General features: G+C 64.4%; 19 protein-coding genes. 17 read left to right on the top strand and 2 right to left on the bottom strand.

The genetic code is table 11. From position 1 onward, the window contains the following. Nucleotides 1–8 precede the first annotated feature (8 nt). From ASG62_RS14195 to ASG62_RS14170, 6 genes are read left to right on the top strand one after another with little or no spacing between them, the layout of a single operon-like run. A complete protein-coding gene (locus tag ASG62_RS14195) occupies nt 9–215 on the top strand; it encodes a DNA-binding protein (RefSeq protein WP_056691505.1) in 207 nt (68 codons plus the stop codon). Then, nucleotides 215–688: a hypothetical protein gene (locus tag ASG62_RS14190; RefSeq protein ID WP_156382149.1), complete on the top strand. Its 474-nt coding sequence runs from the start codon at nt 215–217 to the stop codon at nt 686–688. The genes ASG62_RS14195 and ASG62_RS14190 overlap by 1 nt, the downstream gene beginning before the upstream one ends. Next, entirely contained in the window at nt 685–930 is a 246-nt protein-coding gene (locus ASG62_RS14185) for a hypothetical protein (RefSeq protein WP_056691502.1), read from the top strand. Before ASG62_RS14190 ends, ASG62_RS14185 begins: the two co-directional genes overlap by 4 nt. Beyond that, on the top strand, nt 927–1,124 hold the full coding sequence (locus tag ASG62_RS14180) for a hypothetical protein (protein ID WP_056691500.1): 198 nt from the start codon (nt 927–929) through the stop codon (nt 1,122–1,124). Before ASG62_RS14185 ends, ASG62_RS14180 begins: the two co-directional genes overlap by 4 nt. Then, the gene (locus ASG62_RS14175; RefSeq protein WP_056691497.1) at nt 1,121–1,957 is read left to right on the top strand and encodes a hypothetical protein; all 837 of its coding nucleotides are present in this window, start codon (nt 1,121–1,123) and stop codon (nt 1,955–1,957) included. The genes ASG62_RS14180 and ASG62_RS14175 overlap by 4 nt, the downstream gene beginning before the upstream one ends. Beyond that, complete coding sequence (locus tag ASG62_RS14170; protein ID WP_056691494.1) at nt 1,954–2,166, top strand: helix-turn-helix transcriptional regulator; 213 nt, start codon at nt 1,954–1,956, stop codon at nt 2,164–2,166. Before ASG62_RS14175 ends, ASG62_RS14170 begins: the two co-directional genes overlap by 4 nt. 14 nt (nt 2,167–2,180) lie before the next feature. Here the strand turns inward: ASG62_RS14170 and ASG62_RS14165 are convergent, their stop codons facing one another. Then, entirely contained in the window at nt 2,181–2,495 is a 315-nt protein-coding gene (locus ASG62_RS14165) for a DUF982 domain-containing protein (protein ID WP_056691491.1), read from the bottom strand. A gap of 170 nt (nt 2,496–2,665) precedes the next feature. On the opposite strand from ASG62_RS14165, the gene ASG62_RS14160 reads away from it, so the two are divergent. Continuing rightward, nucleotides 2,666–2,884, top strand: a complete 219-nt coding sequence (locus ASG62_RS14160) for a hypothetical protein (protein WP_156382148.1) — start codon at nt 2,666–2,668, stop codon at nt 2,882–2,884. Between the two features lie 55 nt (nt 2,885–2,939). Here the strand turns inward: ASG62_RS14160 and ASG62_RS25615 are convergent, their stop codons facing one another. Further along, on the bottom strand, nt 2,940–3,647 hold the full coding sequence (locus tag ASG62_RS25615) for an SLATT domain-containing protein (protein WP_413814208.1): 708 nt from the start codon (nt 3,645–3,647) through the stop codon (nt 2,940–2,942). Between the two features lie 478 nt (nt 3,648–4,125). Here ASG62_RS25615 and ASG62_RS14155 point away from each other — a divergent pair, with 478 nt between their 5' ends. The 10 genes from ASG62_RS14155 to ASG62_RS14110 all read left to right on the top strand — a co-directional run bounded on the left by ASG62_RS14155 (nt 4,126) and on the right by ASG62_RS14110 (nt 13,521). Continuing rightward, nucleotides 4,126–4,800, top strand: coding sequence for a recombinase family protein (locus tag ASG62_RS14155; RefSeq protein ID WP_056691485.1), 675 nt, complete (start codon nt 4,126–4,128; stop codon nt 4,798–4,800). Nucleotides 4,801–4,881: 81 nt separating this feature from the next. Beyond that, entirely contained in the window at nt 4,882–5,598 is a 717-nt protein-coding gene (locus ASG62_RS14150; RefSeq protein WP_057180453.1) for a hypothetical protein, read from the top strand. 285 nt (nt 5,599–5,883) lie between these two features. Continuing rightward, nucleotides 5,884–6,147 (top strand): hypothetical protein, encoded by a 264-nt coding sequence (locus tag ASG62_RS27595; RefSeq protein WP_244487500.1) that lies wholly within the window; start codon nt 5,884–5,886, stop codon nt 6,145–6,147. Then, on the top strand, nt 6,147–7,583 hold the full coding sequence (locus ASG62_RS14140; RefSeq protein ID WP_056691477.1) for a hypothetical protein: 1,437 nt from the start codon (nt 6,147–6,149) through the stop codon (nt 7,581–7,583). Before ASG62_RS27595 ends, ASG62_RS14140 begins: the two co-directional genes overlap by 1 nt. 23 nt (nt 7,584–7,606) lie before the next feature. Then, on the top strand, nt 7,607–7,945 hold the full coding sequence (locus ASG62_RS14135) for a hypothetical protein (RefSeq protein WP_056691474.1): 339 nt from the start codon (nt 7,607–7,609) through the stop codon (nt 7,943–7,945). Then, nucleotides 7,945–8,214, top strand: coding sequence for a hypothetical protein (locus ASG62_RS14130; RefSeq protein WP_056691470.1), 270 nt, complete (start codon nt 7,945–7,947; stop codon nt 8,212–8,214). Before ASG62_RS14135 ends, ASG62_RS14130 begins: the two co-directional genes overlap by 1 nt. Next, entirely contained in the window at nt 8,214–8,792 is a 579-nt protein-coding gene (locus tag ASG62_RS14125; protein WP_056691467.1) for a hypothetical protein, read from the top strand. The genes ASG62_RS14130 and ASG62_RS14125 overlap by 1 nt, the downstream gene beginning before the upstream one ends. Before the next feature lie 131 nt (nt 8,793–8,923). After that, a complete protein-coding gene (locus ASG62_RS14120; protein ID WP_056691464.1) occupies nt 8,924–9,367 on the top strand; it encodes a hypothetical protein in 444 nt (147 codons plus the stop codon). An 18-nt stretch (nt 9,368–9,385) separates the two neighbouring features. After that, nucleotides 9,386–12,766, top strand: coding sequence for a phage tail tip lysozyme (locus tag ASG62_RS14115; protein WP_056691461.1), 3,381 nt, complete (start codon nt 9,386–9,388; stop codon nt 12,764–12,766). Beyond that, on the top strand, nt 12,763–13,521 hold the full coding sequence (locus ASG62_RS14110) for a hypothetical protein (RefSeq protein ID WP_056691457.1): 759 nt from the start codon (nt 12,763–12,765) through the stop codon (nt 13,519–13,521). Before ASG62_RS14115 ends, ASG62_RS14110 begins: the two co-directional genes overlap by 4 nt. Nucleotides 13,522–13,690: the final 169 nt, after the last annotated feature.

Here is a 13,690-nt window from a genome sequence, read left to right as displayed (position 1 = left end):
GGTGCATCATGACGATTGATGAAGCGTTGGCAAGGGCGACGGTCTCCGTACCGGAAGCGGGAGCGGTCTTTTTTGGGCTTGCCCGGCAGGCTGCCTATGACGCGGCCAAGCGCGGCGACATACCGACAATCAGGATCGGGGGGCGGATCGTAGTCCCGGTTGCGCCGCTGGCGCAGAAGCTCGGGCTTCGCTCGACGATCGGGACGGCCGCCTGATGGGCGCCGTTTGCGCATCCGGCGCGCAAACCCCGAAAGCAAACGGCCCGGCAGGCGTTGGCGCGCCCCCGGACCACGGTTCAACAATTCCCAACCAGGAGAGCTCGATGAACGTCGAGACGAATACCACTGCCGAGGCCGGTCCGGCAACGGCCACCCCTGAAAGCATCGCCGGCCTGATGTTCGAGCCATGGGTTCGGGACGAGACGACAGCCGAGCCGCCTTCGAATGAGGAGTGGAAGGCTCTCGGCAAGGATCATCTGCCGATCGTCCGGCTCGCCTGGATCACGATGTTCTCGACCAAGGCGAAGCTCGTCGAGGGCTTCGTCGATCATCAGGACATGATGATGCGGCTGACCGAGGACTGCCGCCATAGCGTCGAGTTCTTCCGGTCGTTCGTGACGCTCCTCGAAGCGGCCGAAGTGCGCCTGCTGGTGGCGGCTTCCGCATCGATCGACGAGGCGGCGGCATGAACGCGACCCCGTACATCGTGAAGGTCGATCGCAAGGGCATCGACGCCGAAGGGAACGATACGAACCTCATCGCCGCCGCCGAGCCGGTACGCTTTGGCTACATGGTCAACGTGCCGATCATGGCCGAGTACCCGGACGGGAAGCTGCGGCAGGGCAACCTCGTGAAGATCACGCCGGCCGGCCTGGAATACTTTCGCCGGGTCGTGCCGCTCGACATCCGCAACCCGGAGGGCTCAGCATGAGCGCGCCCCTCACGCCTCCCGAGCACGAGCACTCCGCCAAGATCGACGAAGCCGCGCGCTACGTGGCCATGACGCCCCGCCTGCGGCAGCCGCGGCCGATCGTGCCGTATCTCACCCGCACCTTCGGCCTGACGCCGGTGGAGGCCTGCGCGGCGCTGCACGAGGCTACGTTGATCGCGGGGAGGGCGGAGTGACAGGGCAGCGCATCGACTTCGTCTCGGTGGACGCGGCTCGGTTCAACGCCCTTCGAGACGAATGGAGGAGCGCGGCCGCAAGCCGCGCTCTTTCCCGTAGTGCCATGCGCATCGCGACGGTTCTGCCGACCTACGTCAACCGCGAGTTCGGATACGCCTTTCCGACCGACGACGATCTGCGCGGCGATCTGCAGGCTTCGCGCGAGACCATCAAGCGGGGACTGAAGGATCTGGAGATGGCAGACCTGATCGAGCGCCATACGATCGTTAAGCGAGACCAGAAGAGCGAAGCGTCCGGCAAGCTTCGCCGCATCTTCCTCACCATGCCCGAGGTGAAGGGTCAGAAAGCCGTCGAGGTGAAGGGTCAGGAGGTGAAGGGTCAGCCCGAAGTGAAGGGTCAGAAACGAGTAGGTGATGGGTCATACGGGGGACCCAATATACCTGACAGAACTACCCCTGACTCTAAGATCCGCTCTGGAGAAAAAACCCTTGGTGACCACACGCACGCGAGGGACCAATCGGAGAGAGCTGACCCTTCACCTGACCCATCGGCGACGCGCCGGCCTGACCCTTCACCTCCGCCGTCCTGGGGAGGGGATCACGACTTCCTCGACGCTTTCGACCGGACCGTCCGCGACCTGATGCGGGATGGCGAGATCGGGGCCGGGGCAATCGAGCGCTTCACGCAACAGGCGTTCGACGCGGCGACGGGTTCTCAAGACGACTTCATGCCGGTTCACTGGCGGGACCTCCTCGCCTGCCGGACGTACAGCACGGCCGAGTGGTTCCGGCATCGGGCCGCGGCGATCATTCATCGGAGACAGGCAGCATGAGCGCCTCAACCCCTCCACGTCTTCTCCGCATCGCCGCGGTGCTCGATCGCGTCGGTCTCAGCAAACGGACGATGTTGACGCTGGTCGAGAAGGGCGCGTTTCCGAAGCCTGTTCGGCCCTCCCGCGGCACCGTCGCTTGGATCGAGGCAGAGGTGGACGGGTGGATCCGCGATCGCATCACAGAGCGCGATGAGGGCAGGGCGGCATGACAAGCGAGCTCGTCCTAGGACGCCCTGCCCGCAAGAGCCTTTGTCTCTCCCAGGAGGGCGTCCAGATCGACGGGCTCTCTCCTGTTCGAGAGCATCAGCATGTTCCTCTGCGCGGCGAACTGCCGGAAAGCTTCTCGAGCCCACTGCGCAGGTGCCACGCGATCCGCTGCAGCATGGCATGCGCCCAAGGCAATATAGAACTCCGCGTTGCGATGACGCATTTCGCAGATGGTCAGGAAGGCCAAAGCTTGGGAAACGGTACTAATCGTCCGGGCAAAAGAATGCTTGGTATGGAGCATCAGTGGAAATTCGAAATGATGAAATTCCATTCCCAGCCCGTTGCGTTGAAGCACTTCCTTAACAAGGATTTAAGCAGATTTTCTAGGCATCTCATAGTTAAACGAGCTCAAAGGTGCTGTCGGCTTGCGATTCACCTTAACAAACGAAGCGGCGGCATTGATGTCAGCCTTTGCACCGCGACAAGCTGGAGGAAGCGGCGGTGACCGACCAATTTCCCGACGAGCACTTCGAGAGCTGCGTCCACCACTGCATCCACGCCTACCGAACGGTCGAGCCGGCAGTCGTGGTCGAGCTGGTCCTCAGCTATGCCGACCTCATCAAGAGCGACATGACGGTGGCCGGCGTCAACGAGGATGAGATCGAGGTGCAGGTGGAGGGCTTCCTCGAACGTGTTGAAGCGGAGATGCTGAGGGGGTGACAGGGTAGAACGCGACCATCAACCTGTTGAGGATGCAAGCTTGCGTCTTTAGCGTTCAGTTGCCGATCAATTCACGTACGGTTCTTACGATGGGTCCGAACGAAGATGCCGCCAAGACGGCGGCCGCTAGGGCACCGGTAGCAGTTGCGATTACCGCGGTCAGCCATTCATAGGCGGCGCGTTGCGCCTTGACGTCCTTTCTGGCTGAGGCCGCTTCTCCAGTCGACGCGGGAGGAAACTCATCGGCATGCTCAAGGCGAAATTTCTCATAATCTACTTCATCATGATTGAGGTTGTATCGACGTAGGATGTCATCGAAGCGGGTAGAGTAGTCGCGCAGAACTGGCGTTGTGAGTTGATCCGTTGAACGTAGATCCCGCCGGAGGGAATTAATCTCCAGCGCACACCTTTGAAACTGATCAGCCTTCACAGGGTCGGCGCTGGATGACTGCAAAAGCGATGACGCAAGGATCACGAGCGAGAAAGCAACTGTTGTGAGATTGAGAGCACTGGCGAGCAAGCTGGGAACAGGGAAGAAGACAGGTAGCAGCGTCAGTACGATCACCGCTGCGGAGGCATAAGCCGTAATCGCGGTGCGTTTGCGGTCTCTCTCTTCCAACCTTTTGGAGGCGTTGAAACGCGCGCCTTTGGTGCGCTTCATCTCCTTCAATAGCTGATCACGCGCGTCCTGCAACGCTGAGCCAATGATATTGCTCTGTCCTGGAGCGTCTTCATTTGCAGTCGTACTCAATTTTGACCCCACCCCTGACCCGACGAATCATCGAACATGTCCATCCGGTGTCCACCATAGGAGCGAGTGGAGGTGCCTGATGCAATCGTCACGTCTAGTAGAGCATCTCGCGTACGTCAGTGCGCAGGATCCAGATAGGGCACGCACGGCGATGCTTCTTCTTCGCTCGGAAGCAAGACGCTGTGCGCGCCCTCTTCGGATAGAGGGGCGAAGCCCCGGCAGTGGTGTAACCAGCCGTTACCCCTTCAACGTTCCCAGCCGGAACCTTGAAGCCAACCGTTCGATCATGCCGAAAGGTTGAGGGAGGCAGCGTTCCCGTCTGGAACGGTGGCAGCATGAAGATGGGGCGAAACAGCTTCTAGAGCCTGACGTTCGAACGCATTGATCCCGCTGATTTTTCTCCCCGTCAGAACGTTGAAAGCGCTTGCCATTCCACCCATGTTCCCCTCACAGTCTACGAAGGTAGACAGAAACGTGAGGGCATAGGGCGATGGCAGACGGGCGCTTCATCTCGTATCTCCGGGTCTCCACCGAACGGCAGGGCAAGTCCGGTCTCGGCCTAGAGGCGCAGCGCCAAGCCGTCGCGGATTATCTGAACGGTGGCCGCTGGAAGCTCGTCCAGGAGGTCGTCGAGATCGAGAGCGGCGGAAAGGACGATCGCCCGAAGCTCGCCGAAGCCATGGCGCTCTGCCGGCTCCACAAGGCCACGCTGGTCATTGCGAAGCTGGATCGCCTATCCCGTGACGCGGCCTTCCTCCTCGGCCTCCAGAAGGGCGCTGTGAAGTTCGTAGCGGCCGACATGCCGGAAGCGAACGAGATGGTCGTCGGCATCATGGCCGTGGTGGCGCAGGCCGAGCGGCGCATGATCTCTCAGCGGACTAAGGCGGCTCTCCAGGCAGCGAAAGCGCGTGGGACCAAGCTTGGCGGCAACCGGGGCTCCATCATCAGCCCTGAGGCTCGTATGGCCGGCAGAGCAGCCGCGACAGCCAAGGCCAGGGCGCGAGCGTCCGATCTCCTGCCCATCATCACCGAACTGAAGGCCGCTGGCACGACGAGCCTCGGAGGTATCGCCCGGGCCCTGACAGAGCGAGGCATTCCGACGGCTCGCGGGGGAACATCGTGGACGGCAGGGCAGGTGTCCCGAGTCTTAGCGCAGGCAGCATAGCCTGTGAGCAGGTGGGAGAAGAAGCTCGCAGCGCTCTCTGTCGCTGAAAGACTAGAGCAAGCGATGGTGCGGACTGATAGGATGGTCGATCTTGCACGCGCCCTCGTCGCCATGCATGCATCCAACGAGATCGTGCTCTACTCCACCACGCTGACTGCTCAGATCCCGCGGTCCCATGCTGGTCACGCCTTCCGGCAGTTTCAGCGGAGCATGTATCTCTTCGAGCTCATACGCCTTGCCGCCATGTGGGACGGCTACGGCAGCGATCGAGAGAGCATCCCGACTGTGGTGAAGTTGATCGACGACCGTGCCGTCATCGAAGCTGTCTTGAACCGAATGAGAGAGCGGGAAGCACAGCCTCCGCATCTGCACATCGTTGGCGAAGAGGATCTCGACCCCGCTACGGCACAGGAAATTCGCGAACTCTTCGGGCACGGCCAGAAGCGCATTTCCGAGGAACGCGTCGAGGCTGCGAGAGCCGGTATGCAGAGGGCCATACAGCGATGCCGAGAGATCGCTGCGTCCGCCAAAGTGGAAGCGCTGAGGGATCTTCGTGATCGAGCGATTGCGCACAATCTAGATCTGCCGGAGCCGGCAGAGGGCGAAGAGACCGAGTCGGACCGATGGCGCTACGGCGGTGAGACTGATCTCCTAAGCGAAACTATCGAGCTGGTTGAGGAGCTGAACAAGGCGATCAACAGCACCTCCTTCGATTGGGACGAAGCCAAAGGTCAGTCTCGTCGGAACGCGGAGGAGCTCTGGACTAATTGCCAGTTCTCCATCCCATCGCGATCCTGAAGGCTTATCCACAGGGCATCGAAAATAAATATCAGCATTACCAACCATGCGACCAAATGCGACCGGTTGCGATGACTTGCAGAGGTCTCGCGCGTGCTTGGTCTGGCCTTGTAAGTGCCATTGATCCGCTGACGAACCCCGTCCAAGTTGCTCCGTATGAGCGCACTTGCACACGACTCCGTCGCCACTTCGAAGCGCAATCGGGCTGCGATCACGAACAGTTCGTGGCGCTTGGAGGGCGTGGACAACCGCACTGCCGCGGGGCGTCGCTACCGTGACCTGTGCATGGCCTTCGCCGATGATCTTGGCGGGGCCGACAAGCTCTCCACTTCGCAGTCCGCCACGATCCGGCAGCTCGCCGCCAACTTGGTCGAGAGCGAGAAGATCCAGGCCGCTATCGTCAAGGGCGAGAAGGTCGACCACGAGCAGTTCGTGCGCCTCTCGAACCTCCAGGCCCGCCTTCAGCGTCAGCTCGGCTTGAAGGCTGGCGCGGCCGCGGAGGAGGGCCCGACGCTCGCCTCGCTCCTCGCTTCGCGTGAGCCTGCCTGATGCGGGCTCTCCTCCCGATGCGCGATGCCCTTGCCGAGCCGGAGCTATTCGGCCGCGTCATGCCCGGCGATAGCTGGCTTGGCTGGCGGTCCCTTCTGATCGCGGCCATGGGCGAGAAGCTGACGGATGAGGAGCGCGTCGTCTTTGAGACGCTGACAGGGCGGCCACAGGAGCCCGGAGAGCGCGTCGAAGAGTTCTGGGGCATCATCGGGCGCCGTGGAGGCAAGACGCGCGCCATGGCCGTCCTGGCGGTCTACTTCGGCACGCTGATCGACTATTCCGACATCCTTTCCGTCGGCGAGCGGGCGATGGTGGCCTTCATGGCCGCGAGCCAAGATCAGGCGGAGGTCGCCTTCGGCTACGCGCACGGCATCATCCACAACGCGCCCGTGCTGAAGCGCATGATCCAGAACGAGACTGCGAGCCTTCTGGCCCTGTCCAACCGGATCGACCTCCAGATCCGGCCTGCCAGCAAGCGGACCTCGCGCGGCCCGACCTATGCGGCAGTGATCGCGGACGAGGCGGCCTTCTGGCGATCGGACGACAGCGCGAACCCGGACACCGACATCCTGAACGCCGTTCGGCCTGGCCTTGCGACGACGGGCGGCCCCTTGGTCGTGATTTCCAGCCCGTATGCTCGGCGCGGCGAGGTCTACACGACATGGAAGCGGCATTTTGGGACGGCGGGCGATCCTTTGATCCTCGTGGCGCAGGGTGCGTCCCGGCTTCTCAACCCGACCTTGAAGCAGCGCGTCGTCGACCGGGCCATGGAGCGCGATGAGGCTTCGGCCCGCGCGGAATACCTCGGACAGTTCCGAACGGACGTGGAGGCCTTCCTGACGCGCGAGGCAGTGGATGCCGTGGTGTCGCCGGGCGTCCTCGAGCGCAAGCGCATCAGCGGCGTGGAATATGCCGGCTTCGTCGATCCGTCCGGCGGCGCCTCCGACAGCTTCACGCTCGCCATCGCGCACGAAGAGGGCGGCAAGGGCATCCTGGACGTGATCCGGGAAGCGAAGCCGCCCCTCAGCCCGGAGAACGTCGTCGCGGAGTATGCCGCGCTTCTAAAGAGCTACGGCGTCCACAAGGTGACGGGCGATCGATACGCTGGCGAGTGGCCTCCAGAGGCATTCCGGCGTCACGAGATCACCTTCGAGCAGTCGGCCAAGCCGAAGTCCGATCTCTATCGGGACCTTCTCCCGGCCGTGAACAGCGGCAACGTCGATCTTCTCGACCATCCCCGCCTCATCGCCCAGCTCGTCGGCCTGGAGCGCCGCACCAGCCGCGGCGGGCGGGACAGCATCGACCATGCGCCGAAAGCCCATGACGACGTCGCCAACGCCGCGGCGGGTGTCCTCGTCTCGCTCGTCGGAACGCAACCCGCCTCGGCCGCCATGTTTCTCACCTCCCGCCACCGGCTTTCCAGGGCCGCGGGATGACCCGCTCAACAGAGGATAAACCTATGAGCAATATATCGTTTCTGCAGAACGTCGGAGAGGCGACGAAGCTGAAGGAAGGTTCCATCCCGGAGCTGATGAAGCGCCTCAAGAAGATCGAGGAAGGCCTCTCCGATGTCGAGAAGGCCAAGCTCAACACCGCCGTCGCCGATGCCTTCACGAACGTCTCGGCCACGCTCGACAAGATCGAGCTCAACCAAGCGCAGGCCGTCGTGAACCGGCTCCAGGGCGGCGACAAACGGCAGAGCAGCAGCTTCCGTCTGCCGGCGGCCGATGGCGCCGATCGTCAGCCGTTCGGACAGAACCGCGGCAACGGCTTCGCTCTTCCGAAGGCCACCGACTGATGGGCAAGCGGAGGCGGCTCAAGGGCGCCAAGCCCGATGCGGAAGACGTGGCCTTCGCCCGGATGGAGACCGTCATCCACGAAGCGCAGGCGGCCATGATGACGGCAGCTGGAAGCGTCCCGGTCGCGGTGACGAAGGCCATCGAGGACGCGGTGCGGCCCTATCAGGCGATCCTCGCGCAACAGGAGCGGGACGCCCTTGCCGCCGCGCATCCCGGCTGGAGCAAGGCGCCGGTCAATCCGAACCTCTTCCCGGGAGTGCTCGTCTGATGAGCGCGATCAACACCATGTCCGTCCAGGCCATCCGCGACCGGCTCGCGGCGATCGGCCGAGACGAGCGAGCCTTTGCGGCCCGTGACCTCGACGCCGAGCTGGCGACCGTGATGCGCAACGGCGGCGATGCCGACGCGACCGAAGCGGCGCAACAGGAGGCCGAGCGCGTTGCGCGCCGGTTGCGTGCGGAACGCATTGCCCTGGAAGGCCTCTTGCCGGAAGCGATCCTCCGCGAAGGCGCCGAGGCCATGGTGCGGATCAAGCTGCGCCACGACGAGGCGGCCACCGAGGTCGACGGCGTGATCGATGAGATGGTCGAGAGCTGGAACGCCTTCGTCAACGCCACGCAGCGCTTCGAAAAGCTTCAGGATGAGGCGTTCGCCCTCACGACGCAGGCCTCCAACCTCGCGCACGAGACGAAGGCCGGCATGCCGCAGCTCGGCAACTTCCGAAGCGCTCGCCTCGACGCCATCGGCGACCTGAACAACCGCAAGCCGATCCTGCCCATCCTTTGGAGCAGCCAAGCCTCAGCCGTCACCAATCATCACGGCGCTCAGACGCGGGTGATCGACTGATGCGCGCCCTTTTCACCCATCCCGATAGCGCCGGTGGTCTCGTCCGCCAGCCGGTGCTTAGGCGGGCCTGTCGGTTGTTGGTCCGGCAGGTCCGCTCGCCCCTTTCTCTCGCCATTCGGAGCTGACCGACCATGGACATCAACGAACTCATCGCACCGATCGCGCTCCAGGAGGAGGGCTCCTGGCTGAAAATCTACCAGCCCGACGGCGAGCTGACCGACATCGAGTTCCTCGTCGCGGGGCCCGACAGCGAGCGCCAGCGCAAGGGTCGTTTCCAAACCATCGAGCGCTTCGCGAACAAGGTTGATCGGCGCGGCAACATGGCGGCCGAGGACAACGAAGCGATGACGATCGACCTCCTCGCCCGGAGCGTCATCGACTGGAAGGGGCTCGAGGACGGCGACGCGCCCTTCGAATGTACGCACGAGAACGTCGTGAAGATGCTCCAGACGGTGCCGTGGCTCCGCATCCAGGTCGACGTCCACGCTGCCAGCCGTCTCCCGTACCAGCCAGCCGGACGCCGTGCGGCCGAAGCGGAAGCGGCTGCCGTCGAGCTGGCGGCGAAGGCCGCCTGATCAGGCAGGAGAGAGCTGATGACGCAGTACGCATCCCTTGGTTTCGAGATCAATTCGAAGCCTGCCCTCGACGCGGCTGCACAGCTCGACAAGCTGACGGCCGCAGCGGGCAAAACCGAGGCTGCGGCCGCGGGGTTGAACAACGCAAGCAAGAAGGCATTCGATGGCCTGTCCGCTACGGCCGCAGCGGCAAAGAAGGCGCAGGCCGAGAACGACAACCTCGCCCGCTCCGTCGCGTCGCTCCGTGCGGAGTTCAACCCGCTCCTGGCGGTCACCCAGCGCTATCAGGCGAGCCTTGACGCGATCACGAAGGCCGAAGCCGCCGGTGGCCTCAGCGCTCGCGAGGCGGCATCCTACCGGGCTCAGGCGACACAGGCGGCCGAGAGGCAGTCCGCTGCCTTGGTCGTGGTGGGCGACAAGGCGAAGCTGACCAGCAACCAGCTCCTGAACCTCAGCCGGCAGGGCAACGACGTCGCGACCATGTGGGCGCTCGGCGCCCCGCCCATGCAGATCTTCGCCTCCCAGATCGGGCAGGTGGTGGATGCCCTCCAGTCGGGCCCTGGCGGCCTCGCTGGCTCGCTTAAAGCCGTGGGCGAGGGGATTGCCTCCCTGATCACTCCCGGGCGCCTTGCGGTGGTCGGGCTGACCGCGATAGCGGGCGCCGCGATCTACTACGGCGTCCAGGGCATGCGCTCCATCAAGCCCCTCAGCGAGGCGATGGAGGACCACAAGAAGATCATCGGCGAGATCGGGAAGTCCTACGGTCTCGCGATCGATGCGCAGTCGGCCTATGCCTCTGGCGCCACGCGGACCTTCCAGCTTCGCCGGAGTGCGGAGGAGCTGCAGTTGTCCTCTCGCACGTCGCTTCTCGACAGCGGCTTCGCCGGCGGTGGCGACATGACGCGAGCCCGCAGCACAGAGAGCGGCGGCCGAACGTATGAAGCTCGTCGCGGCTTCGAGGCGTTCGAAGGTCCGCTCGTCAAGCTGGCGGAAGGCCTGAAGGCCGGGACCGAGGACGCGCGGGCCTTCGTCGACGAGGTGGCGAAGATCGCCAACCTAGATCCGACCAACGAGACGCTTCGAGACACGGCCAACAAGCTGATCGAACTCGCCAAAGAGGCCGCGGCAGCGAAGCAACAGCTCGACGCCTTCGCCTCCGCTCGGTCACGCCTGGCGGGCACACAGTTCAAGGAGGCCATGGGCGATCTCCGGGGCTTCGTGCCGGACAATCGCACGGATCGGTCCCGTCTCGACCAGAGCCTTCAGGTCGCGCTCGGCAAGGCTCGCACCGAAGCAGATGAGCGCAGCGCCCGCGCCACGCACCTCGCCGGGCTCCAGGAGATCGAGCGGCGGGAAGGCGTCATCCGGGCCGGACGGGATCTCGACATCCGGTCCATCAACGCCCGAACGACGGCCGAGCGCGCCGGCATCGCGGCCGAGCAGGAGCGGCTCGCCCTCTCCGGGCAGGTCATGGAGGCATCGGAGCGCGAGGCTCGCATCTCCCATGCGTCCGCCATGGTCTACGAGGCCGACGCAAGGCAGCAAGCCGACGACCTCCGCGACCGCGCCCGCGCCCGCGGCGACATGATCCGATCGCTCCAGGACGAGGCGGCCACCCTCGACATGACGCGCGGCGCGGCCGAGGCCTATCGCCAGCAACAGACGATGATCCTCCAGCTCTACCGCGAAGCCGAGGACGCGGGCCGAGTGGTCGATCCATCCGAAGTGCAGGCCATCCGGGACACGACGGCCGCCGCCGGCGCGCTGACGGACCAGCTCGACCGGCTGCGCATGGTGCGGTCGCAGATGGAGGACCTCCGCGGCCTCGACATGCAGGCCAGCACGATCGGGCAGAGCGAGGATTTCGCCCGGCAGGCTGGCGTCGTCTACGACATGCAGCGGAAGCTCCGGGAGCAGGGGATCGACCTCAACAGCGAGTTCGCCCGCGGGCAGATCGCGAACACCCGCGCGCTGTCCGACTATGGCGACGCGATCCGTCGGCAGGCCGATGCGTGGGGCGAGCTGAAGGGCGCCGGCGACGATGCCATCGACACGCTCGTGGACGGCCTGGCCTCTGGCACCGCGGACGTCAAAGACCTCCTAAAGGGCGTCGCGAAGGATACCACCTCCACCTTCCTGCAGCTCGCGGTTTCGAACCCGCTGAAGAACATGCTCCTTGGGACCTCGCTCGGCACGCTCGGCGATCTCATGGGCGGGACGAAGTCGCCTTCGCTGTCCTCCGCCGGGGCCGGTGCCTCCGCTCTCGGTACGGTGACGATGACGGCGGCGGTCGTGAATCTGAACGGAGCGGGCGGAATCGCACCGCTCCTAGGCGGCGGAGAGAAGGGCGGAGCTGCCAACGCGCTCGACAAGCTCCTCAACCCGGCCAACGGCAACAGCGCCGGCGCGAAGATGGCGGGCGGCTCCGTCGAAGCGCAGATCGCCAACTACTTCACGGCCAAGGGCCTCGCGCCGCATCAGGTGGCCGGCATCCTCGGCAACGTGTCGGCAGAGAGCGCCTTCAACCCGACGGCCGTCGGTGATGCAGGGCAGGCATTCGGCCTGTTCCAGCACAACGACCGGAAGAACAACCTCTTCGCGTCGATCGGGGGGAAGCAGAACCTCGGCAACGTCCAGAGCCAGCTCGACTTCGCCTGGAAGGAACTCCAGACGACGGAGAACCCGGCGTTCCGACGCCTCCTCGCGTCGAAGGACGTGCGCGGCGCCACCGCAGCCTTCGCCGGCTTCGAGCGTCCGCAGGGATTCAGCCTCGCCAACCCGGAAGGCGCGCACAACTTCGGGGGCCGGCTCTCGGCCGCGGAGAAGTCCTTCGAGCGCATCAACGCCTCGGCCGAGAAGATGGCTTCCTCGACCGACAGCACGGTCTCTGCCTTCGCATCGAACGCGAGGAGCCTGACGGACGGCCTCGCCGGCACCTTCAGCGGGCTCGATCAGGAGATGCTGAAGATCGCGAACGACTTCACGCCACGGATGAGCGGTGTCCTGCAGTCGGTCCTCGACGCCTTCGCTTCGGGGCTCGGCAACAAGGGTGGGTTCAGCGGTTCGTGGATATCCGCACTGGCCGGCAACATCACCGGCGGCATGACGGGCGCGCCCGGTGGCGGCGACGCTTGGGCTGGGCTTCGCCTCGCCGGCGGTGGCGGCGTCTACGGCCCCGGCACGGGAACGTCAGACTCCATACACGCCATGCTTTCCAACGGTGAGTTCGTCGTCAACGCCGCATCAACAGCCAAGCATCGGGGCGTCCTCGAGGCGATCAACGGCGGTGGCGTCAAGACCTTGGCGCATGGCGGCTTCGCCAGCATGGCGGACGCGATCGGCGCCGGCACCGGCGAGGACGGCGAAGAACTCATTCTCGAAAGGCCGAAGGCAGCATGACCGCGATCGTCATCACGATGCACGACCATGGGTTCGACATCTGCAGCGATGGCGCCAGCTATCGACCGGAGACGCTCGAACTTGCCGGCCTCGCGCACAAGGTCGCGCTCCTGCCGGTCTATAGCGGCTTCCTCACCTATCGCGGCGTCGCAGCCATCATGCCGATCTTCGAGGCAGCGCTGGATGATCGGTTCACCAGCTTCGATGAGATCGTTGAGAGCGCGGACGTTCTCACCCATCAAGCGGCGCAGTTCGTCAGCACGATCCGGGGCCAGCTTCCCGACTTCACGATCTACATCGGCGGATGGTCGGAGGACCGGGAGCGCTTCGAGCTCTATGCGATCTCGGCCACCGACCGAAAGACGAATGAGGGCGGCGAGGCCCGCAAGGCCTTCGTCGTCACCCCGATCGAATGGTGCGTCATCGCGCCCGCGGCGCCGCGCGAGATCCTCGCCAGCCTTGGCTTGGTCCTCGACGACGGAAACTTCGACCTCACCCCTTCGGCCTTGCCGAAGTTCATCCATGCGGCTCGCCTGTCCGACATCGAGGAGGGCGGGGCTATCGCTGGCGGCTTCATCCAGGAGACGACCATCAGGCGGAACACCAGCCAGACGCATGTCCTCTACCGCTACGACGACGTGCAAGGGGACGTGATGATCCCCACGCCGAAGGAGACGGCCGACGTCAAGCGAATCTGCGACGAGCGGGCCGCGGCTTATGCTGCTTTGCGGGGCCAGAAGCTTCAGCCGGCATAGGTCACGCCTGCCCTCAGTTCGGGAACGCAGGAGCTGTATCCCTTCCGCATCGCGCCGGCCGTGAAATCTGGCGACGTCCATCGAAAACAATCGATTGTCTACTCTTTGAGCATTTAACGCGGAACCGCATCGATCGATCGTAATTTATCAGCACTACAAAGCGTGCTGC

The sequence above is a fragment of the Aureimonas sp. Leaf427 genome, from assembly GCF_001425485.1.
Classification (GTDB): Bacteria; Pseudomonadota; Alphaproteobacteria; order Rhizobiales; family Rhizobiaceae; genus Plantimonas.
Note: the sequence above shows the minus strand (reverse complement) of the source record. Positions and strands in the feature narration are given on the sequence as shown.

Coding starts and splice junctions, on each gene's coding strand:
- ASG62_RS14165 (WP_056691491.1), bottom strand. CDS start 2,495: ATGGAATTTCATCATTTCGAATTTCCACTGATGCTCCATACCAAGCAT.
- ASG62_RS14195 (WP_056691505.1), top strand. CDS start 9: ATGACGATTGATGAAGCGTTGGCAAGGGCGACGGTCTCCGTACCGGAA.
- ASG62_RS14120 (WP_056691464.1), top strand. CDS start 8,924: ATGGACATCAACGAACTCATCGCACCGATCGCGCTCCAGGAGGAGGGC.
- ASG62_RS14150 (WP_057180453.1), top strand. CDS start 4,882: ATGGTCGATCTTGCACGCGCCCTCGTCGCCATGCATGCATCCAACGAG.
- ASG62_RS14170 (WP_056691494.1), top strand. CDS start 1,954: ATGAGCGCCTCAACCCCTCCACGTCTTCTCCGCATCGCCGCGGTGCTC.
- ASG62_RS14135 (WP_056691474.1), top strand. CDS start 7,607: ATGAGCAATATATCGTTTCTGCAGAACGTCGGAGAGGCGACGAAGCTG.
- ASG62_RS14130 (WP_056691470.1), top strand. CDS start 7,945: ATGGGCAAGCGGAGGCGGCTCAAGGGCGCCAAGCCCGATGCGGAAGAC.
- ASG62_RS27595 (WP_244487500.1), top strand. CDS start 5,884: ATGGCCTTCGCCGATGATCTTGGCGGGGCCGACAAGCTCTCCACTTCG.
- ASG62_RS14110 (WP_056691457.1), top strand. CDS start 12,763: ATGACCGCGATCGTCATCACGATGCACGACCATGGGTTCGACATCTGC.
- ASG62_RS14185 (WP_056691502.1), top strand. CDS start 685: ATGAACGCGACCCCGTACATCGTGAAGGTCGATCGCAAGGGCATCGAC.
- ASG62_RS14125 (WP_056691467.1), top strand. CDS start 8,214: ATGAGCGCGATCAACACCATGTCCGTCCAGGCCATCCGCGACCGGCTC.
- ASG62_RS14180 (WP_056691500.1), top strand. CDS start 927: ATGAGCGCGCCCCTCACGCCTCCCGAGCACGAGCACTCCGCCAAGATC.
- ASG62_RS14155 (WP_056691485.1), top strand. CDS start 4,126: ATGGCAGACGGGCGCTTCATCTCGTATCTCCGGGTCTCCACCGAACGG.
- ASG62_RS14115 (WP_056691461.1), top strand. CDS start 9,386: ATGACGCAGTACGCATCCCTTGGTTTCGAGATCAATTCGAAGCCTGCC.
- ASG62_RS14190 (WP_156382149.1), top strand. CDS start 215: ATGGGCGCCGTTTGCGCATCCGGCGCGCAAACCCCGAAAGCAAACGGC.
- ASG62_RS14140 (WP_056691477.1), top strand. CDS start 6,147: ATGCGGGCTCTCCTCCCGATGCGCGATGCCCTTGCCGAGCCGGAGCTA.